The organism is Pseudonocardia ailaonensis (assembly GCF_039531635.1).
In the GTDB taxonomy this organism is placed as follows: Bacteria; Actinomycetota; Actinomycetes; order Mycobacteriales; family Pseudonocardiaceae; genus Pseudonocardia; species Pseudonocardia ailaonensis.
The window spans coordinates 273,549-292,913 of sequence record NZ_BAAAQK010000018.1 but is presented as its reverse complement, the minus strand read 5'-3'; the positions used below and the strand labels follow the sequence as shown (position 1 = coordinate 292,913).

At 75.1% G+C, this 19,365-nt stretch carries 21 protein-coding genes; 11 read left to right on the top strand and 10 right to left on the bottom strand.

Features of this window, described 5'->3' with window-relative positions; translation table 11 throughout:
* Positions 1-14 precede the first annotated feature (14 nt).
* The 3 genes from ABD324_RS23645 to ABD324_RS23635 all read right to left on the bottom strand — a co-directional run bounded on the left by ABD324_RS23645 (position 15) and on the right by ABD324_RS23635 (position 2,188).
* On the bottom strand, positions 15-596 hold the full coding sequence (locus ABD324_RS23645) for a LuxR C-terminal-related transcriptional regulator (protein ID WP_344421055.1): 582 nt from the start codon (positions 594-596) through the stop codon (positions 15-17).
* A 308-nt stretch (positions 597-904) separates the two neighbouring features.
* Entirely contained in the window at positions 905-1,834 is a 930-nt protein-coding gene (locus tag ABD324_RS23640) for a nucleoside hydrolase (RefSeq protein WP_344421050.1), read from the bottom strand.
* Positions 1,835-1,984: 150 nt separating this feature from the next.
* Complete coding sequence (locus ABD324_RS23635) at positions 1,985-2,188, bottom strand: hypothetical protein (RefSeq protein ID WP_344421047.1); 204 nt, start codon at positions 2,186-2,188, stop codon at positions 1,985-1,987.
* Between the two features lie 167 nt (positions 2,189-2,355).
* Between ABD324_RS23635 and ABD324_RS23630 the strand changes: the two genes are divergently transcribed.
* The gene (locus ABD324_RS23630) at positions 2,356-3,060 is read left to right on the top strand and encodes an acyltransferase (protein ID WP_344421045.1); all 705 of its coding nucleotides are present in this window, start codon (positions 2,356-2,358) and stop codon (positions 3,058-3,060) included.
* A gap of 32 nt (positions 3,061-3,092) precedes the next feature.
* Here the strand turns inward: ABD324_RS23630 and ABD324_RS23625 are convergent, their stop codons facing one another.
* Entirely contained in the window at positions 3,093-4,349 is a 1,257-nt protein-coding gene (locus ABD324_RS23625; RefSeq protein ID WP_344421042.1) for a glycosyltransferase family 4 protein, read from the bottom strand.
* 108 nt (positions 4,350-4,457) lie between these two features.
* Here ABD324_RS23625 and ABD324_RS23620 point away from each other — a divergent pair, with 108 nt between their 5' ends.
* Complete coding sequence (locus tag ABD324_RS23620) at positions 4,458-5,297, top strand: trypsin-like serine peptidase (RefSeq protein ID WP_344421038.1); 840 nt, start codon at positions 4,458-4,460, stop codon at positions 5,295-5,297.
* Here the strand turns inward: ABD324_RS23620 and ABD324_RS23615 are convergent.
* Both ABD324_RS23615 and ABD324_RS23610 read right to left on the bottom strand, forming a co-directional pair.
* Positions 5,278-6,762: a 1,4-alpha-glucan branching protein domain-containing protein gene (locus tag ABD324_RS23615; protein WP_344421035.1), complete on the bottom strand. Its 1,485-nt coding sequence runs from the start codon at positions 6,760-6,762 to the stop codon at positions 5,278-5,280. The two genes, ABD324_RS23620 and ABD324_RS23615, sit on opposite strands and share 20 nt — an antisense overlap.
* Positions 6,759-7,538 (bottom strand): class I SAM-dependent methyltransferase, encoded by a 780-nt coding sequence (locus ABD324_RS23610; RefSeq protein ID WP_344421032.1) that lies wholly within the window; start codon positions 7,536-7,538, stop codon positions 6,759-6,761. Before ABD324_RS23610 ends, ABD324_RS23615 begins: the two co-directional genes overlap by 4 nt.
* Before the next feature lie 110 nt (positions 7,539-7,648).
* On the opposite strand from ABD324_RS23610, the gene ABD324_RS23605 reads away from it, so the two are divergent.
* Positions 7,649-8,128 (top strand): hypothetical protein, encoded by a 480-nt coding sequence (locus ABD324_RS23605; protein WP_344421029.1) that lies wholly within the window; start codon positions 7,649-7,651, stop codon positions 8,126-8,128.
* A 40-nt stretch (positions 8,129-8,168) separates the two neighbouring features.
* Here the strand turns inward: ABD324_RS23605 and ABD324_RS23600 are convergent, their stop codons facing one another.
* Together ABD324_RS23600 and ABD324_RS23595 are read right to left on the bottom strand one after the other, a co-directional pair.
* On the bottom strand, positions 8,169-8,660 hold the full coding sequence (locus ABD324_RS23600) for an SRPBCC family protein (RefSeq protein WP_344421026.1): 492 nt from the start codon (positions 8,658-8,660) through the stop codon (positions 8,169-8,171).
* Between the two features lie 25 nt (positions 8,661-8,685).
* A complete protein-coding gene (locus ABD324_RS23595; RefSeq protein ID WP_344421023.1) occupies positions 8,686-8,997 on the bottom strand; it encodes a hypothetical protein in 312 nt (103 codons plus the stop codon).
* 332 nt (positions 8,998-9,329) lie between these two features.
* Between ABD324_RS23595 and ABD324_RS23590 the strand changes: the two genes are divergently transcribed.
* The 6 genes from ABD324_RS23590 to mnmA all read left to right on the top strand — a co-directional run bounded on the left by ABD324_RS23590 (position 9,330) and on the right by mnmA (position 15,474).
* Complete coding sequence (locus ABD324_RS23590) at positions 9,330-10,115, top strand: electron transfer flavoprotein subunit beta/FixA family protein (RefSeq protein ID WP_344421020.1); 786 nt, start codon at positions 9,330-9,332, stop codon at positions 10,113-10,115.
* Between the two features lie 28 nt (positions 10,116-10,143).
* The gene (locus tag ABD324_RS23585) at positions 10,144-11,109 is read left to right on the top strand and encodes an electron transfer flavoprotein subunit alpha/FixB family protein (protein WP_344421016.1); all 966 of its coding nucleotides are present in this window, start codon (positions 10,144-10,146) and stop codon (positions 11,107-11,109) included.
* 119 nt (positions 11,110-11,228) lie between these two features.
* Complete coding sequence (locus ABD324_RS23580) at positions 11,229-11,993, top strand: GNAT family N-acetyltransferase (RefSeq protein WP_344421014.1); 765 nt, start codon at positions 11,229-11,231, stop codon at positions 11,991-11,993.
* Positions 11,990-13,102 carry a lysophospholipid acyltransferase family protein gene (locus tag ABD324_RS23575; RefSeq protein ID WP_344421012.1) on the top strand — a complete coding sequence of 371 codons (1,113 nt, stop codon included), beginning with the start codon at positions 11,990-11,992 and terminating at the stop codon, positions 13,100-13,102. Before ABD324_RS23580 ends, ABD324_RS23575 begins: the two co-directional genes overlap by 4 nt.
* A 42-nt stretch (positions 13,103-13,144) precedes the next feature.
* Positions 13,145-14,407 (top strand): cysteine desulfurase family protein, encoded by a 1,263-nt coding sequence (locus ABD324_RS23570; RefSeq protein WP_425565886.1) that lies wholly within the window; start codon positions 13,145-13,147, stop codon positions 14,405-14,407.
* Positions 14,404-15,474 carry a tRNA 2-thiouridine(34) synthase MnmA gene (mnmA, locus tag ABD324_RS23565; protein ID WP_344421009.1) on the top strand — a complete coding sequence of 357 codons (1,071 nt, stop codon included), beginning with the start codon at positions 14,404-14,406 and terminating at the stop codon, positions 15,472-15,474. Before ABD324_RS23570 ends, mnmA begins: the two co-directional genes overlap by 4 nt.
* Positions 15,475-15,592: 118 nt before the next feature.
* Here mnmA and ABD324_RS23560 read toward each other — a convergent pair whose 3' ends face one another.
* Both ABD324_RS23560 and ABD324_RS23555 read right to left on the bottom strand, forming a co-directional pair.
* Positions 15,593-16,318 carry a hypothetical protein gene (locus ABD324_RS23560; RefSeq protein WP_344421007.1) on the bottom strand — a complete coding sequence of 242 codons (726 nt, stop codon included), beginning with the start codon at positions 16,316-16,318 and terminating at the stop codon, positions 15,593-15,595.
* Positions 16,315-16,857: a hypothetical protein gene (locus tag ABD324_RS23555; protein WP_344421006.1), complete on the bottom strand. Its 543-nt coding sequence runs from the start codon at positions 16,855-16,857 to the stop codon at positions 16,315-16,317. Before ABD324_RS23555 ends, ABD324_RS23560 begins: the two co-directional genes overlap by 4 nt.
* A gap of 110 nt (positions 16,858-16,967) precedes the next feature.
* On the opposite strand from ABD324_RS23555, the gene ABD324_RS23550 reads away from it, so the two are divergent.
* Together ABD324_RS23550 and ABD324_RS23545 are read left to right on the top strand one after the other, a co-directional pair.
* Positions 16,968-17,498: a hypothetical protein gene (locus ABD324_RS23550; RefSeq protein ID WP_344421003.1), complete on the top strand. Its 531-nt coding sequence runs from the start codon at positions 16,968-16,970 to the stop codon at positions 17,496-17,498.
* 215 nt (positions 17,499-17,713) lie between these two features.
* The gene (locus ABD324_RS23545) at positions 17,714-18,967 is read left to right on the top strand and encodes a uroporphyrinogen decarboxylase/cobalamine-independent methonine synthase family protein (protein WP_344421000.1); all 1,254 of its coding nucleotides are present in this window, start codon (positions 17,714-17,716) and stop codon (positions 18,965-18,967) included.
* Positions 18,968-19,365: the final 398 nt, after the last annotated feature.

The following is a 19,365-nucleotide window of genomic DNA, read 5'->3' as shown; positions in this document are numbered from 1 at the left end:
ACTCTCCCGACGGCTCAGGCGAGACCGTGCTCGATCGCGTAGCGCACCAGCGCCGCGCGGCCGGGCACGGAGAACTTCCGCAGGATGTTCTGGATGTGGTTCTCCACGGTCCGTGGGGAGAGGGTCAGCCGGGTCGCGATCTGCCGGGCCGTGAGCCCTTCGACGACCAGCTTGAGCACCTCCGTCTCGCGGCCGGTGAGCCGCGGGAGCTCGCTGTCGTCGGCGAGCGCGGTGGCGTCGAGGACGTGCGCGGCGAGCCCGTCGCCGAACGCCGTGCCGCCCGCCGCCGCGGCCCGCACGATCTCCGGCAGGGCGGGATCGGTCCGCAGCACGTAGCCGGTGGCCCCGGCCCGGACGACGTCGAGCACCTGGTCGGGCCCGTCGGCGATGGTGACGACGGGCAGGGCCGGCAGCTCGGCGGCCAGGGCCCCGACCGCGGCGGCCGCGGCGGTCCCACCGCCCAGGTCGACGAGGACGACGTCCGGCATCACGGTGCGGGCCAGGGCGACCGCCTCGGACGGCGCGGCGACGGCGCGCACGGTCAGGCCGACCGGCAGCTCCGGCACCTGCCCGACGGCCAGCACGACCAGATCCACGGCGTTCCCCCTCCCCCCGCGAGAAGTCGATCATTTCCGGAGCCGGGCCCCGGGCGCGAGGGCGGCGCGCGGCGAATCACCGTTTCGGATCACGACGTGTGCCGGATCGGGCACCGTCCGTGCCCGTCGTCGCCCGTGCGGAGCAACGCTCACCCCGCCGCCCCGTGAGTGGCGATAGTCGCCATGGCGACTATCGCCACTCACGAGGGCTGTCGCTGTCGGCTGGGGGCGGCGGCGGGGGTGCCGTCGTGGAGGTGTGTCGGGCTGCCGGCCCTGATCCGTGGTCGGCCCCGCCGGCTCGTGGGAGATCAGTCGGTGAGGCGGGTGGCGATGTCGTCGAGGACCGCCGGGATGTCGGCGTCGAGGGCGACGTGGACGGGTGGGCCCGCGGCGTCCGCGCGCCGGTTCGGGACGGTGGCGCCGCGTGCCGGGCCGAGGTCGCAGGCGACCTGGATCGGCAGGGGTGTGGTCCGCAGGACTCCGGGGTGGATCGCCTCCAGCAGGGCGACGGCGTCGTGGACGGCCACGGCGTCCCGGCCGAAGTACTTCGAGTAGACGGCCCGGTAGGACGCGATGATCCCGGCGAGGGTCGCGCCGACCGGGCCGCCCGCCGCCAGCCGTTCCACCCACTCGCCACCGGCGGCGCAGCGCAGGGTGAGGTCGAGGGGCACCATCGTCACCGGGACGTCGGCCTGGGTGAGCAGGCGCTGCATCGCCTCGGGATCGCAGTGCACGTTGAACTCGGCGGCACCGGTGATGTTGCCGCCGCTCAGCGCGCCGCCCATCACCACGAAGCGGCCGATCCGCCCGGCCAGCTCGGGATGCGCGGCGAGCAGGACGGCGCTGTTGGTCGCCGGACCGATGGACGCGACCGTCACGGGCTCGGATGCCTCGCGCAACACCGCGGCCATCACCTCGACGGCGGGCCGGGGATCGAGCGGGGCGAGCGCGGTGAGCTCCGCCGCACGCCCTCCCAGGCCGTCCGCGCCATGGACGTCCCCGGCCTGCTCGGCCCGGGGGTGGACGAGGGGCCGGGCGGCTCCCGCGGCGACCGGGACGTCGTGACGGCCGGCCAGCGCGACGAGCTTCCGCGCGTTCGGCAGGGTGTGCTCGATCCCGACGTTGCCGAAGGCGACGGTCACCGCCCGCACATCCACCTCGGGGCTGCGCAGGGCCAGCAGGATCGCGACGGCGTCGTCGACACCCGGGTCCGTGTCGATGATCAGGGGGGTCGGCACGCCCCGGACAGTAGCGCCGCCGCCCGCCCCCGCAGTGCCTCCCGCCGCCCACCCCCGTCCGCGAGTCGGCACATTCGGGAGGGTGAACTCCACGCTCACGACGTCGCAGATGTGTGTTTCGGCCTCCCGATAGTGCCGACTCGCGGGTGGTTACTCGCTGCGGGTGGGTTCGCTCTCGTTCTCCTCGTCGAGCTCCCGGGCGGCCTCGTCGGTGGCGCCGGAGTCGTGGGGGAGGTGCTCCGGGCGGGGTTCGCCCTGGTGGCCGCGGTCGCGGGCGGTGCCGCCACCCGCGCCGGTCAGGGCGGAGTCGGAGCCCTCGTCGCCGGGGGCGTCGCCGGTTCTGGAGGAGGTCATGGGCCGGGCTGCCCCGTCCGCCGTCGGGCAAACCGGTGATCGGCACTCGACGGCCGCCTGGTGCCGCCGGAAGTGATCACGACCGTCCCCTGCCGCCCCACGCGATCATGGGGCCGGTGGGGGCGGGCGTGGGGCGGGGAGGTGCCGGTGCTCGCTAGGGTCGCGGGGTGCGCAGCAGGGATCCCGGGCAGGCCCGTTTCCTCACCCTGGCCTCGCTGCGCTGGATCGTCCGCCACCGGGCCTGGACGCCCTGGTACCTGCTCCGCTACTGGCGGCTGCTGCGCTTCCGGATCGCGAACCCGCACGTCGTGCTGCGCGGCATGGTGTTCCTCGGCCGGCGCGTGGAGATCGTCGTGCGGCCCGGCTACGGGCGCCTCGAGATCGGCCGCTGGGTGCACCTCGGTGACGGCAACTCGATCCGCTGCCACGAGGGCTCCATGCGGATCGGGGACAAGGTCGTCATGGGGCGCAACAACACCGTCAACTGCTACCTCGACGTCGAGATCGGCGCGGCCACGCTCGTCGCGGACTGGGTGTACGTCACGGACTTCGACCACCGCATCGACGACGTCCACACGCCGATCAAGGACCAGGGGATCGTCAAGGCGCCGGTGCGGATCGGGCCGGACACCTGGCTGGGCGTGAAGTCCTCGGTGCTGCGCGGGACGCGGATCGGGCGCGGCTCGGTGATCGGCGCCCACGCGGTCGTGCGGGGGGACGTGCCGGAGTTCTCGATCGCGGTGGGCGCGCCGGCCCGGGTGGTCCGCAACCGGCTCGACGACTACGGGGCCGCCGCCGCGGAGCGCGAGGCCGTGGCGGACATGGCCCGCAAGCAGCAGGCGGCGGTGCGGAGGCGGCTCGAACGGTCGTGAGTGGCAATGGTCGCCATGGCGACTATTGCCACTCACGGACCGCTGAGGACGTTGCCGGTCGGGATCTTGGGGCGCGGCAGGTCGCGGGGACCGCCGAACCGGGTGCTCGCGTAGATCTCGGACACCCGTCGGGCCAGGGCCGGCCACGCGAAGTCGGACCGCAGGCGGGCGCGGGCCTCGCGGGCGCGGAGGGCGGACTCGTGCGGGTCGAGAAGGGCCCGGTCGACCGCCCCGGCCAGACCCACCACGTCGCCCGGGGTGAACGACCAGCCCGTCTCGTGTTCCACCACGAGCTCGCCGAGGCCGCCCGCCGTGGAGGCGACGATCGTGGCTCCCGCGGCCGCGGCCTCGAGCGCCACGATCCCGAACGGTTCGTAGCGGCTCGGGAGGACCACGGCGTCCGCGGCGACGAGCAGGGCGGCGAGGTCGCGGTCCGGGAGGTGCCCGGTGAAGGTCGCCGAGCGGCTCACCCGCAGCCGGACGGCCTCGGCGCGCAGGAACTCCGCCTGGGTGCCGGTGCCGGCGACCAGCAGCCGGGTGCCGGGATGCCGGCGGCGGATCCGGGGCAGGGCCGCGAGCAGGTCCTGCACGCCCTTCTCGTACTCCAGCCGCCCGAGGAAGAGCAGCAGCGGTGCGTCACCGGGCGCGTACCGGGCCCGCACGTTCGTCGCACGATCGCGCCGGACCCGCCACCCCCGGGCGTCGATGCCGTTGTGCACGACGTGGACGGCATCCGGATCGAGGTCGAACAGCTGGGCCGCCTCGGCGCGCATCGCCTGCGAGCAGGTGACGACGGCGTCGGCGCGGGCGGCGAGCGTCCACTCGACCGAGTGCACCTGGCGGTTGAGCGGCGCGGAGAGCCAGCCCGCGTGCCGGCCGGCCTCGGTGGCGTGGACCGTGGCGACGAGCGGGACCTCGAAGGCGTCCGCGAGGGTGATCGCGGGGTGGGCGACGAGCCAGTCGTGGGCGTGGACGACGTCGGGGCGCCAGCCGCCGAGCCGGGTGAGGGCGGCCCGGACCAGCGTGTGGCCCATCGCGAGTGTCCAGGCCACGAGGTCGCGGGCGAACTCCAGGTGTGCCGGGTCCTCGGCCGCGCGGACTACCCGCACCCCGTGCACGATCTGGTCGACGGTCGGGTGGGTGCTCGCGTCCGTGCCCGCCGGCTGCCGGGTGAGGACCACCACGTCGTGCCCCGCGGCGTGCAGCTCGCGGGCCAGCGCGTGCACGTGCCGGCCCAGCCCGCCGACCACGACCGGCGGGTACTCCCAGGACACCAGCAGCACGCGCATCGGGAAGATCCTGGCAAAACCTCCGGTGTGGTGTTACCCGGGGTAGCGAGCGTGCCTCGCGGAGCCCGGATACCCTGGGTATTGCGTGCCGGAACGATCGGAGGAGCGATGCGCGGAACCCGGCTCGGGGTGCTCGCCGCCGCCGGCGCATTCCTCTCGACCCTGGCCCTCGTGGCCGCCTGCGGCACGCCCTCGGCCGCCGCGGTGTCGACCCTGCCCCAGACGCCCGACACCCCGGCGCCCACGGCGACGAGCATCGTGCGCCCGGCCGCGACCCCGCAGAGCGCGGTCGGCGCCATCTTCGGCGGCGACGCCGACGATCTCGGGGACCACTTCTGCAGCGGTTCGGTGATCGACAGCCCGGCGGGCGACGTCGTGATGACGGCGGCGCACTGCGTGGCCGACGGGGACGGGACCCCGGCGCACACCGGGCAGTCCTTCGTGCCCGGCTACCACGACGGCACGGTGCCCTACGGCGTGTGGACGGTGCAGAGCGCCTACGTCGACCAGCACTTCCTCGACAACGCCGATCCCGACTTCGACGTGGCCTTCCTGACCGTCGTCCCGGACAACGGCGCGCCCGCGATCCAGGACGTCACCGGCGGCTTCGGCGTGGCGCTCGATCCCGGCACCGGCGACCAGGTGCAGGCGATCGGCTACCCGATCCGGATCAACGCCCCCACCACGCGGTCCGGCGTCACGAAGCTCTACTCGCCGACCCAGCTCGAGCTCCCGGCCCCCGGCCTCGAGAACGGGACGAGCGGCGGCCCGTGGCTGCGCGACTCGGCCTCCGGGCTGCAGATCGTGGGGGTGACGGGCGGCTACGAGCAGGGCGGCTACGACTTCGACACCTCGTACTCGACCTACCTGAGCCCGGACTTCGGCACGCTGGAGGCGCAGGCGGTCGGGGACTCGGACTCGACCACGGTCAACAGGGCCTCGGGCTGAGCTCGGGCGTCCGGCTGAGCACCCGCGCGTCGAGCTGACCGAAGGGCGCCGGCTCCCAGCCCGCCACCAGGTGCTCCGCCGCCGGGCGCCGCCCGGCCGCCAGCAGCCCGGCCAGCTCCTCCACGCGCCCGGCGTGCCGGTGGGCGCGCTCGCGGGCGTACTCCACGGTGGACCCGGTCGTGACCATGAAGGCCCAGTCGCTGGACAGGGCGAGCAGGGCCTGGGTGGCCAGGGCGTCGAGGATCCGGTCGCGGAACCCGCCCCCCTGTTTGTCGACGGCGGCGAGGAGCGTCTCCTGGACCCGCGCGTTCAGCTCCACGAGATCGGTCACGGCGGACCCCGCCCAGACCCGCCAGTCCTTCCCCGATCCCCACGAGCCGGCGGGGAGGTCGACGGGCTCGCCGATCAGGGACTCGTCCGCCAGGGCGCCGGCCAGCGTCGTCACCCGCACCCCGGTCGCCGGCAGCGCCCGCAGCACCGCCTCCAGCCACGCCGGGCCCTCGTGCCACCAGTGCCCGAACAGCTCGGTGTCGAAGGCGGCGACGGTCAGCGCGGGGCGCCCGTGCCGCTCGCGCAGCGCGTCGAGCCTGGCCCCGACGGTGGCCACGAAGTCCGCCGCGTCCCGTTCCACCTGTGCCGCGGCGCGTGCCGGGTCGTACGGGGCCTTCTCGTGCGGCGGGACCTGGTGCCCGGTCACGCGGGCGGGCTTGAGCCCGGAGTCGTGGTCGTAGGTGTGGAAGTCCCGGTAGTCGCGGTGGCCGGGATAGCCCTTGCGCGGCGACCAGACCCGGTAGGTGACCTCGAGGTCCCGCCCGACGCACAGCACGTCGCCGACGGGGCGCGCGAACGCGGTCTCGCCGTGCAGGGAGGGGCCGTCGACGAGGAAGTGGTGCACGCCCGCGGCGGCGTACTCGGCCTCCATCCCGGGGGCGTAGCCGCACTCGGGCGCCCAGATGCCGCCGGGTCGGGAACCGGTGCGCCACACGGCATCCGTGAGCCCCTCGGCGAGCGCGAAGCGGCGGACGCGGGGGTCGAGCAGCGGGCCGAACGGGTGCGTCGCGGGCCCGCCCAGCAGCTCGACGGGGAGCGTGCGCAGGACCGGGGAGGCGCCGTGGCGCCAGTGCTCCTCGAACTCCCGCAGGGCCGCGGCGGAGCGCCGGTGCTCGTCGGCGGCGACCGCGAGCCGGCCCGCGGTGGAGTGCGCGCGCAGCTGCCAGCCCGCGAGCCAGTCGTGGGCGCCGCGCAGACAGTGCGGGTCGTCGAGCTGGGCGGCCAGCACCGGGGTGACGCCGAGGGTGAGCAGGTCGCGGCGGCCCTCGGCGGCGAGGCGGCGCAGCATGGCGGACAGCGGCAGGTAGGACTGGGCCCACGCCTGGTAGAGCCACTCCTCGCCGACCGGCCAGCGCCCGTGGTGCGCGAGCCAGGGCAGGTGGGAGTGCAGGACCAGGCAGAAGGTGCCCCTCATGCGCTCCCCGGCTCCGCCGGCCTCTGCGCGATCACCAGCAGGTCGAGGCTCGCGTCGAGGTCGTCGGCGCCGAGCACGAAGTCGTCCACGGTCACGGAGGCGACGTCCGCGAGCAGCTCGGGCGGCCAGTCGCCGCCGTTCAGGGCCACCGCGACCTGCGCGTCGACGAGCCCGCCGTGCCTCGCGTCCAGCTCCCGCAGCCGGGGGCCGTGGTGCAGGCCGAGCACCTTGACGTCGGTGAACCCGCCGGCGGACACCAGGTCCGCGAGCTCCACAGGGGACAGCTCGCGGGTGTGGAAGGGATTGAGCGGGGTGTCGCGGCCGGGGGAGAAGGTGAGCCGGTTCGGGGTGGAGACGAGCAGCGTGCCGCCCGGGGCGAGCACCCGGCGGCACTCGCGCAGGAACCGCTCCTGCTCCCAGAGGTGCTCGATCACCTGCAGCGACACCACGGCGTCGATCGCGCCAGACGACACCGGCAGCGCGACCAGGTTGGCCCGCGCGATCCCGAGCCGCGGGTAGCGGCGCCGCACGTGCGCCGCCGTCGCCACGTCGTAGTCGAGGGCGAGCACCTGGGCGCCCGCCTCCGCGAGGAGGTCGGCGCCGTAGCCCTCGCCGCAGCCCGCCTCCAGCACGACGCCGCCGGCACACCGCCCCGCGATCGCCGCGTACACGGCCTCGTGGCGCCGGAACCAGTAGTTCTCCACGGCGACGCCGGGGACCGTCCGCTCGCCCGTGATCGGCAGACCAGGGGCCTGAGCTGCTGAGACGTCCGTCATCGTGGGGGAACCCTACCGCTCGCGGGTTCTCCCGCCGTGGTTGCTGCCGCGGTCACGTAGGTTCGGACGCGGCCCAGCAGTACCCAGGACTCGCCGAGGAGTGTGCCCGAGTGGAACGACGTGTGGCTGTCACGGGCACCCGGAGCATCGGCGATGCGCCCGACGACGAGCTGGCGGGGGCGTTCGAGACCTATCTGCGCCCGTTCGCGGACCCCACGGCGCAGTTCCTCGTCGGTGGGGCGTCCGGCGTGGACACCGCTGCGCTGCAGTGGCTCGCGAAGAACACCGAGGCCGCGCTGACCGTGGTCGTGCCCTGCCGGATCCTCGACCAGCCCGCCGGGTCCGTGGAGGTCATCGAGACGCTGCGCGACCAGGGGCGGCTCGCCGTCGTCGAGCTGGGCGCGACGCTGCTCGGCAAGGCCGCCTACCACGCGCGGGACCGGTGGATCGTCGATCGCAGCGACCTCGTGATCGGCTTCCCGCGTGGGTCCGAGTCCGGCGGTGGCGGAACCTGGTACACGCTGGCCTACGCCGCGGAGCAGGGGAAGGTCCGCGTGATCGTGCCGCTGGCGGCCGGCGCCCCGGCCTGAGCCCGGCACCGCGCTGCCCTCCTGCCGGGCAGGGCACCGTTCACGAGGACTCGGCCAGGGCCTTCAGTTTCAGCAGCTGCCGCCGGGCCATCACCAGGTCGCCGACCGAGACGAACGGGGCGAGCAGGCGGCCGCCGCCGGTGACGACCTTCAGCAGCAGCCGGGTCCGCGCGCCCTCCGGTGCGAGCAGGTAGGACATCGCGGCGCCCATGATCCGGGCCGTGAGCTGGGTGCCCGGCGTGACGGAGAGGATGCGGCCGAGGGGACGGCCGCCGGAGCGGCTGAACGGCTCGCCGGGCGTCGGCTCGGGCAGGCCCCGGAGCTCCTGCGGCGAGCGCCGCCCGAGGTTGTCGATCCAGTCGTAGGAGTAGGGCGCCAGCCGGATCTGCGCGATCCACGGCCACACCCGCTCCGGTGGCGCGTGGACGGTGACGCCGCGCCAGGCCTGGAGGACCGGCCGCGGCACGACGTCGTCGCACGGGAAGTGCAGCCGGGTCTCGGCGTCGGTGACGCCCCAGCGGTCGCCGATCATCCCGGCGACAGGCGGCGGGCGCCGCTCACAGGCGCGGGTCCGGGCCGGGGTCCCCGCTGACCGCCACGATCCCGCCCACGACGTTGGTCAGCCAGGCGAGCAGCGTGTGGTCGTCGAGGGTCAGCGGGACCTCCGGACCCGACCACGAGAGCAGCGTGACGGGGCGGTTGGCCAGGGAGTCGTCGAGCAGCAGCGCGAGGCCGTCGGTGAGCGAGACCGAGACGCCCTGGTGGGTCACCGTGCGGGTGCCCGCCGCGTCCGCCGGGTCCCCGCCCGCGAGGTCGCCACCGGTGCGCACCACGTACCCCTGGCCCGTCCGGTCGTCGAAACCCGTCACCCGCACGCGCGTGCCCCCGTCCGCCGGACGGCCGTCGCGCCCTGCGGGGGCGACCCTAGCGCCGGTCGCCGCGCGGTGACGCGGGGTGAACGACCGTCCGGGGCAACGTCGCTGGTGAGAGACCTCGGTGAGCAGTCTCACCCCCCTGTGGGTTTGCCGCACCGATACCACGCGGTAACAATCGGTTGCCGAGTCAGACCGCGCCGCCGCTGCCGACGCGCAGCGTCGCGATCGGCGCTAGGTTCGCAGGCAGTCAGGCGAGGAATCACGTGGTGCCGTCGTCCCGTGTGGTGCGGGGTGATGTGCCATCGGCAGGAGGTCGAAGAGGTCCGATGAACATCGTCGTGCTGGTCAAGCAGGTGCCGGACACCTACTCCGAGCGGAAACTGTCCTCGGGGGACCACACCCTGGACCGGGACGCCACGGACGCGGTTCTGGACGAGATCGACGAGCGTGCGGTGGAGTCCGCGCTGCAGCTCAAGGAGGCCAACGAGGGCTCCGAGGTGACCGTGGTCGCGATGGGCCCGGACCGGACGACGGACGCGATCCGCAAGGCGCTGTCGATGGGTGCGGACAAGGCCGTGCACCTGTCGGACGAGGCGCTGCACGGCACGGACGCGATCGGGACCACGATCGCGCTGGCCACGGTGATCGGCACCCTGGAGGACGTCGACCTGATCCTGGCCGGCAACGAGGCCTCGGACGGGCGCACCGGCGCGGTGCCGGCGATGATCGCCGAGCTGCTCGGGCTGCCGGCGCTGACCCACGGCCGCGAGCTGACCGTCGAGGGCTCGACCGTGACCGTCCGCCGCGAGACCGACGACGGCGTGACCGTGCTGTCGGCCGAGCTGCCCGCCGTGGTGTCGGTGAACGAGAAGATCAACGAGCCGCGGTACCCGTCGTTCAAGGGGATCATGGCCGCGAAGAAGAAGCCGGTGACCACGCTGTCGCTGGCGGACGCGGGGATCGACGCGGAGAACGTCGGCCTGGCCAACGCCTGGACCCAGGTTTCCGAGGCGAACCCGAAGCCGCCGAAGTCCGGTGGCGAGAAGGTCGAGGACGAGGGCGACGGCGGTAGCAAGATCGCCGCGTTCCTGGTCGGCCAGAAGCTCATCTGAGAACCCCACCGAGACAAGGAAGAGAATCATGGCTGAGGTCCTGGTCCTCGTCGACCATCTCGACGGGGAGATCAAGAAGAGCACGTTCGAGCTGCTGACGGCGGCCCGCACGCTGGGTGAGCCGTCCGCGGTCGTCGTCGGGCCGGCGGGCACCGCCGGGAAGCTGTCGGAGGGCCTCAAGGCCCACGGCGCCGCGAAGATCTACGTGGCCGAGACCGACGTGGCGGACTTCCTCACCCCGCAGGTCGAGGTGCTGGTGTCGCTGATCGAGTCCGCGGACCCGGCGGCGGTGCTGATCGGCGTGTCCGCCGACGGCAAGGAGATCGCGGGCCGGGTGGCGATCCGCACCGGCTCGGGTCTGCTGACCGACGTGGTGGACGTGTCCGCGGGTTCCGAGAGTGGAGTCGTCGGGGCCACGCACTCCGTGTTCGGTGGCGCGTTCATCGCCAAGGCCGAGGCCGCCACGGCGCACCCGGTGATCACGGTGCGCCCGGGTGCGGTCGAGGTCGAGCAGGCCGACGGGGCCGGCGCCGAGGAGACCGTCGCGGTCCCCGAGGGCCCGGGCCGCTCGGCGCAGGTGCAGTCGCGCGAGCCGATCGTGGGCGGCGACCGGCCGGAGCTCACCGAGGCGTCGGTGATCGTGTCCGGTGGCCGTGGGGTCGGCTCGGCGGACCAGTTCACCGTGGTCGAGGGCCTGGCGGACTCGCTCGGTGCGGCCGTGGGTGCCTCGCGCGCCGCGGTCGACTCGGGCTTCTACCCGCACCAGTTCCAGGTCGGGCAGACCGGCAAGACGGTGTCGCCGCAGCTCTACATCGCCCTGGGCATCTCCGGCGCCATCCAGCACCGGGCGGGCATGCAGACGTCGAAGACGATCATCGCCGTGAACAAGGACGCCGAGGCGCCGATCTTCGAGATCGCCGACTTCGGCGTGGTGGGTGACCTGTTCAAGGTCGCGCCGCAGCTCCAGGAGGAGATCACCAAGCGCAAGGGCTGAGTTCTCTCGGCTCCCACGGCCCCGTCCCCGCACTCGGGGGCGGGGCCGTTCACGTCGGTTTCACACTCCGGTCGCGCCGGGTGGCCGGGGCGTTCGGACGGATTCGTTACGAAACGCCCGTGACCTCTTCACAGGTGCTCGTCACGACGCCCGAGGCGGCCGCCGCGCGCTACTCGCTGCTGCTGACCACCGACTCCGACGACGTCGAGGCCGCCCAGCGGCTCCGGTACCGCGTGTTCGCCGAGGAGCTCGGCGCGACGCTGCACAGTCCGCGGGAGGGCCTCGACGCCGACCGCTTCGACGAGTTCTGCGACCACCTGATCGTCCGCGACGACGAGACGGGCGAGGTCGTCGGGACCTACCGGATGCTGCCGCCGCGCCGCGCCCGCGCCGCCGGGGGCCTCTACTCCGACGGCGAGTTCGACCTCACCGCCCTCGCCCCGCTGCGGGACTCCCTCGTCGAGGCCGGGCGCTCGTGCGTCCACCCCGACCACCGGGCCGGCGCCGTCGTGGGGCTGGTGTGGGCCGGGATCGCGCGCTACCTGCTGCTCACGGGCCACCGATGGCTGACGGGCTGTGCGAGCGTCGGCCTGTCCGACGGCGGGGCGCAGGCCGCGGGGGTGTGGGAGACCGCGCAGGCGAGGCACCTCTCCCCGGTGGACCGCCGGGTCGTCCCGCACCGGCCGTGGACCGCGCCGGTGGGCTCCGGGTACCGGCGGACGTCGGTCCCGCCGCTGCTCAAGGGCTACCTGCGGCTGGGGGCGTGGGTGTGCGGGCCGCCGGCCCACGATCCGGACTTCGACTGCGCCGACTTCCTGGTGCTGCTGGGCCTGGACCGGATGGACGAGCGGTACCTGCGGTTCTTCCTCGGGGAGGGGCGGTGAGCGAGCGTGCGAGCGATCCATCGGTGCTGTCGGCGCCGGAGCGGGAGCGCAACGCGGACCCCGTGCCCGCGCTCGATGCGGCCCGCCGTGCCGAACAGGCAGCCCCGGAGCCCGCGGCGGGGCTCTCGGCCCGGGCGCCCGAGCAGGAGCTGGGTGCGGTGCTGAGCTCGGCGCTGAACAGCCCCGGGATCGTGTCCGCCGCCGTGGTGGGCGGGTCCACGGGAGTCACCGCCGGTGCCGCGGTGGGCGCCGGCTCGGTCCCCTTCCGCACGGTCGGCGTTGCGCCCGGCGGGCCGACGCCCCCGTACCCGTCCGCACCCGATCACCCGACCCACCCGGGTCTGGCGCCGATCGCCGAGCGGCCGGCGTGGGCGCCGTCGTCACCCTGTGGTCCGGCCTGCCTGCCGGCCTCCGGGCCGGGCTCGCTGCGGACCGGGCTGCGGGTCTCGCTGCGGGTGACGGCGCTGGTCACGGCCCTGCTGGTGGCGGCACCGTTGCTCCTGGTCGGGGCGCGGCGGCTGCCCTACCGGGCGGTGCTGCGGGCCGCGGGGATCCGGCTGCGGGTTGCCGGGGAGGGGCGGATCGGCGGGCTCGTCGTGGCCAACCACCTGTCGTGGATCGACGTCGTCGCGCTCGGTGCGGTCGCGCCCGTGCGGATGCTGGCGAAGGCCGAGGTCGGGAGCTGGCCGCTGATCGGGGCGCTGGCCCGGCGGACCGGTGCCCTCTTCGTCGACCGGGCCGGGCTGCGCAGCCTGCCCGGGATCGTCGACCGGACCGCGGGGGCGCTGCGCGAGGGCGCCACAGTGGGCTGCTTCCCCGAGGGGACGACCTGGTGCGGGTCGGCGTCCGGGCCCTTCCGGCGGGCCGTGTTCCAGGCCGCGCTCGACTCGGGGACCCCGGTCCGGCCCGTCCGCATCACGCTGACGCTGCCGGACGGGCGGCCCACCACGGCGGGCGCGTTCGTCGGCGCCGAGACGCTGTGGGAGGCGCTGTCCCGGGTGCTGCGGCTGCCCGCGCTGCACTGCACGCTGACCGTCCTGCCGGAGATCGCCCCGGTGGGTGATCGGCGCAGCCTGGCCCGGGCGGCCGAGCGGGCCGTCACGGGGTGAGCCGTGCATGATCCGCGGGCGCGGCGTCTACCCTGAGGGGTGATGAACGCCCAGGAGACTGCGCCCACGGGGCCCCGGAGAGCGGGCTCCGAGGCCGTGACGTACCTGGACCACGCCGCGACCACGCCGATGCTCGCCGAGGCCGTCGCCGCCATGGCCGAGGCGATGGGCCGGACGGGCAACGCGTCGTCGCTGCACTCGGCGGGCCGCCGCGCCCGTCGTGAGGTCGAGGAGGCCCGCGAGGGCATCGCCGCGGCGGTGGGCGCGCGGCCGTCGGAGGTGGTGTTCACCACCGGCGGCACCGAGAGCGACAACCTCGCCGTCAAGGGGATCTACTGGGCCCGCCGGGCCGCGGATCCGCGCCGCAACCGGGTCCTGGTCAGCGCGATCGAGCACCACGCCGTGCTCGAGTCCGCCGAGTGGCTGGTCGAGCACGAGGGCGCCGAGCTGGTGCTCCTGCCCGTCGACGAGGTCGGCCGGGTGCGGCCCGAGGTCCTGCGGTCGGCCCTGGAGCAGGCCCCCGGCCGCACCGCGCTCGTCTCGGTGATGTGGGCGAACAACGAGGTCGGCACGGTCAACCCGATCGCCGAGCTGGCCGCGATCGCCCACTCGTTCGACGTACCGCTGCACACCGACGCGGTGCAGGCCGTCGGGATCCTGCCGATCGACTTCGCCGCCAGCGGGGCCGACGCGCTCACGCTGACCGGGCACAAGCTCGGCGGCCCGTACGGCGCGGGCGCGCTGCTGCTGGGCCGCGAGATCGCCGCGGTGCCGCTGCTCCACGGCGGCGGCCAGGAGCGGGACGTCCGCTCCGGCACCCTGGACACCCCGTCCGTGGTCGGGCTGGCCACGGCGGTGCAGAAGGCGGTGGCCGACGCGCCCCGACGCGCCGCCGTCCTCGCCACGATGCGGGACGAGCTGGTGGCGCGGGTGCGCGGGATCGTCCCGGACGCCACGCTCAACGGGGACCCGGGGGACACCGTGATCGCCGGCGGCCCGTCCCGGCTGCCCGGCAACGCGCACCTCTCGTTCCCCGGCTGCGAGGGCGACAGCCTGCTCATGCTGCTCGACGCCCAGGGCATCGAGTGCTCCACCGGCTCGGCCTGCACGTCCGGCGTCTCCCAGCCCAGCCACGTGCTGCTGGCCATGGGTGCGTCGGAGGCGGTCGCGCGGGGATCGCTGCGGTTCTCCATGGGGCACACCACGACCGAGGCGGACGTCGACGCGGTGGTGGGCGCGATCGGGGCGGTCGTCGAGCGGGCCCGGCGCGCCGGCTCCGGGCGCCGCCGGGCGGCGGTTCTGTGAGAGTGCTCGCCGCGCTCTCGGGCGGGGTCGACTCCTCGGTCGCCGCGGCCCGCGCCGTCGCGGCCGGACACGAGGTCACCGGCGTGCACCTGGCGCTCTCCCGCACCCGGGACGCGCTGCGTTCCGGCTCGCGGGGCTGCTGCTCGCGGGAGGACGCGGCGGACGCGGCCCGGGTCGCGGACGTGCTGGGCATCCCGTACTACGTGTGGGACCTGTCGGAGGAGTTCGCCGAGGACGTGGTGGCGGACTTCGTGGCGAGCTACGCGGCGGGGCAGACGCCGAATCCCTGCCTGCGCTGCAACGAGAAGATCAAGTTCGCCGCGGTGCTGGACCGGGCGCTCGCCCTGGGCTTCGACGCCGTGTGCACCGGGCACTACGCCCAGCTCGCGGGCGGTGTGCTCCGCCGGGCCGTCGACGCGGGCAAGGACCAGTCCTACGTGCTCTCGGTGCTGCGCCCGGACCAGCTGGCCCACGCGCTGTTCCCGGTCGGCGACACGGTCAAGTCCTCGATCCGCGACGAGGCGGCGGCGCTGGGTCTGCGGGTGGCGGCCAAGCCGGACTCCCACGACATCTGCTTCATCCCCGACGGCGACACCCGGGGATTCCTCACCGCCCGCCTGGGAGCGCAGCCCGGCCCGATCGTCGACGTCTCGGGCGAGGAGCTCGGCCGCCACGAGGGCGTGCACGGCTTCACGATCGGCCAGCGCAAGGGGATCGGGGTGGACCGCCCGGCCGCGGACGGCCGCCCCCGCTACGTCCTCGGCATCGAACCGGTGAGCGGCACGGTCACGGTCGGGCCCCGGGCCGCGCTGTCGGTCCGCACGATCTCCGCCCGCCGCCCGATCTGGTGCAGCGGCGCCCCCGACGGCCCCTTCGCCGCCACGGTCCAGGTCCGCGCCCACGGCGGCACCGCCCCCGCCGAGATCGTCCTGGTGGAGGACGGGGTCACGGTGACCCTGGCGGAGCCCCTCGAAGGCGTCGCCCCCGGCCAGGCGGTCGCCTTCTATCGCCCGGACCCGTCCGGGGACGTGGTCCTCGGCTCCGCCACCATCACCGCGGCGAGCTGACCCGCGAAAACCCGCGAGTCGGCACTTTCGGGAGGCCGAAACACACATCTGCGACGTCGTGGGGGTGTGGTCCGCTGGGTCCCACGCGGCACGGGGCCGGGGTCGTTCCGCGGCCGCCTCAGTGGGCGTGGACGACGTAGCGCGGGGCGACCCGCCAGCCCTCCGCGGTCTGCTCCAGCAGCAGCACCGCCCGGCCGTCGCGCCAGATCGGGCGGACCCAGTCGCCGAGGTCGATCACGTCGCCATCGGCCGGGCCGCCGTCCACCTCGTCGATCGGCAACGCCTTCCGAAGGGCACTCAGCGGGAGAGCGGCGGGGAGGTCGCGCAGGCCCGGCATCCAGAGGAAGAAGCCGTCCGAGCCGGAGAGGTGCAGGCCCACGGCGGCCAACGCGCCGAGCACCCCGCCCTCGGTGCCGCCGTGTCCCGACAGGTGCACGCCGTGGGCGCGGGCGAGCTCCCGGGCCGCGTCGATCTCGAGGACCTCGGTCTTGGCCGCCCGTCCGAAGGCGACGAGCTCGGGCACCGTCCGCCGCTCCGCCACCGCGAGCCCGGGATCGGAGCCGGGCGCCGACCGTTCGGCGAGGAACGGCCCGGCGACCGCGGCGACGTCGGCCGCGGTGACGCCGGGGGCGCGGAACCACGCGAGGCAGGCGCTGCTGTTGTGCGAGGTGTACGGGATCCGCGGGTCGCGCAGCAACTGGTGACGGGTCGCGCCCCCGCACTCGCCGAGGCCCTGCGCGGCGAGCTCCTCGATCAGGCGCTGCGCGAGCCAGCCGGTGCCGCGCGAGACGCGGTCGTCCGTGTCGTCGATGGCGATCAGGAGGTCGGCGTCGGCGACCCTCATCCCGTCACCTCGACGTCCGTGACGTCCCGGACCCACTTCGAGGGCTCGACGCCGGGCCCGGCCAGCTTCACGGTGCCGCGCTTGGTCTGCGCGAGGACGAGCTGCGGGGTGACGTCGGCGGGGGTGAGGTCGAGCGACTCGCTCGGGCCCACGACGTGGAGCTTCGTGTAGGTCGTGACGCCGGCGGCGCCCAGCACGGAGGCGAGGGTGGGGCCGGCCTGCTGGGTGGCCCCGTCGGACGCGGGCGTGTCGACCGTGACGGACGGCAGCGTCCCCAGCTTCGCCGTGTCGAACCGCTCGGTCCTCGTGCCGATGTGGATCGTGACCGCGTAGCCGGTGGTGGAGGCGCTGCCACTCCCAGCGCCGCTCCCGGTTCCGCTCCCGCTCCCGCTGCCGGCCGCGGACGCCCCGCCGCCGTTACCGGTCCCGGTGCCGCTGCCGTGTCCGTTGCCGCCACCCGTGCCCGTCCCGCCGCCGCAGGCCGCGAGCAGCAGGGCGGTGACCAGGACCGTGACGGCCGCCGCGAGTCTCGCGCGCATGCCACTCCTGAGAGTCCGAAGGTGCGGAGCACGAAGGGGGTGTGGTCCGCGATCGCGGACAGTAGCATCGGATTCGGTCCTGTTTCCCGGATCGGGTGGACGGAGGTCCCGTGACGATCTCGATCGGTACCCGGCTGCGCACCGTGGCTCCGTCGGCGCTGCTGGCGGTCGCCGCGGCGGCGGTCGTGGTGGTGGCGGCGGACGTCCGCGTCCCGCTGCAGCTCCCCGGGCATCGCGGCCTGCTGTGGCTCACGGCCCTCGTCGCGACGGCGTTGATCGCCCGCCGGCCGGGTCCCGCGACCGCGGCCGGGCTGCTGGCCGCCGGCACCGTGGCCGTCGTCGGGATCGGGAACGGCGGACCGCTCGGAGCAGTGCCGTACGTGCTCGCGGCACTGCTCCTCGACCTCGCCCTGGGTGCGGGCGTGATCCGCCGCCGTCCCGTCCTCCTCGCACTGCTCGCGGCCCCGATCCACCTGGTGGCGCTCGTCGTCCCGATCGCGCGCAGCGCGCGGGTGGGCGTCGGGTTGTCGGGGAGCCTGCCGGGGCTGGGGCCGGTCGCGCTCTCGCACCTGGGCTTCGGCCTGGTGGCCGGGCTGGCGGGGTGGGGGATCGCGCGAGTGGTGCGGGCGGCGCGAGGCTGACCGGTGCTCCCGTGCTGCCGGCTCGCGCGACGGATGCCGGTGAGCCGGGAAGGTGTCGGCCGACCGGAGAGCGGACCCGCGCACGGCCCACCACGACATCGCAGATGTGTGTTTCGGCCTCCCGGATCCGCTCGATGGCGGGCTCCCCCGCGGGCCGACTCGCGGGTGGGTGACCCGCGGGGGAGGTGGGGTGGGGTGGGTGTGAGACTCGGCGCGTGAGCGCTCCCGACGATCCGCTGGCCCGTCTTCTCGCCGCCGCCGGACTGGCGGGGGAGCCGGAGGAGCCCGCCGACGACCCGTTGGCCGCCGCCCTCGCCGCGGCCGGGCTCGCCGACGTCAGGCCGGGGGAGGCGCCCCCGCCGCCCGCGCCCCGGTTCGAGGTCACCGCCGCGCCCGAACCGGAGGACGACACCCCGCTCGAGCTGTGGCCGGCGGGCGCCGCGACCGGCGTCGGGTCGCTGCCCGGCACGGATCCGCGGGAGGCCGCCGAGCTGGTCGCGGGCGAGCTGCCCCTGCTGCCGTACCTGCCCGAGCTGCCGGCCCGGGGCGTCGGGGCGGATCCGGTGGGGCGCACCGCGGGAATGCTCGTGGATCTCGCGGTGGAGGTCGTGCCGTCCGGCTGGCGGGTCACCGCGCGTCCGGGCCGGGACCATCGCAGGGCCGTCGACCTGCTCCGCGCGGATCTCGACGCCCTGGACGAGGCCTGCGACCGCACGCGCCCGGCCTGGGTGAAGGTGCAGGTCGTCGGGCCGTGGTCACTGGCATCGGCGGTCGAGCTGGCCGCCGGGCACCGGGTGCTCACCGACCGGGGTGCCGTCCGCGAGTTCGCGTCGAGCCTCACCGAGGGCCTGCGCACCCACATCGCCGAGATCACCGCCCGCACGGGCGCGAAGGTCGCCGTGCAGCTCGACGAGCCGCGGCTGTCCGCCGTGATCGCCGGCTCGCTGCCCACCGCCTCCGGCTACGGGACGGTCCGTTCCGTGGCCGAGCCGGACGTCCAGGACGCCCTGCGGGACATGATCTCCGCGCTCGGCGTGCCGGTGATCATCCGCCTGCCGGGGGACCGCCCGCCGCTGTCGGTCGTGCGCGACGTGGGTGCCGCCGCGCTCGCGATCGACGCCACCCGCCCGTCGATCTCCGGGGACACCGCGGTCCCGGCGGCGCTCGACGCCGTCGGCGAGGTGTGGGACGCCGGCGTGCCACTGCTCCTCGGGCTGGTCCCCGTCCGGGACCCGGGCGCGCCCCTGGAGACGCCGGCGTTGGCGCGCAAGGGATTCGACCTCGCGGACCGGCTCGGCTTCGACCGCGCGAAGCTCGCCACCCTCGCCGTGCCCACCCCGGCCGCGGGCCTGGCCCGCAGCACGCCGGAGTGGGCCCGCCGGGCGATGGAGCTCTGCCGGGACCTCGGCGCCGCCTTCCTCGACCCGGACGAGATCCCGCCGGCGGACGGCCCCGAGGTTCGGTCCTAGCGGTCCGTCGGCCGACGTCAGGACGAGCCGGACCGACTGCTGTGGCTCCCGGTCCACCTCGCCGGGAGCCTCGTGATCGCCGATCTGGTGCGGTGAAGCGTGGGCCGCAGCCCTCCGAGCACCACCTCGACGATCATGACGGGTGGTGGGACCGGGGTCGCACTGTCCGATCGGGCTGCCGGGTCGGCGGCGATCCGGCGCGTGCTCCGGGTCCGCGGCGACCGCGCCTCCGGGCCGTCGGTCGGTGGCGAGGCTGGTGATCGGCGTCTGTGTGTCGTGGGGCTGGTCGGGGATGCCTGAGGGCACCGAGTCGATGATCTTCGCCCCGACGGCTGCGGGAACTCGCCGAGCGGCGGGGCTGCCGGCTGGGGCCCCGTCTCGTGAGTGGCGATGGTCGC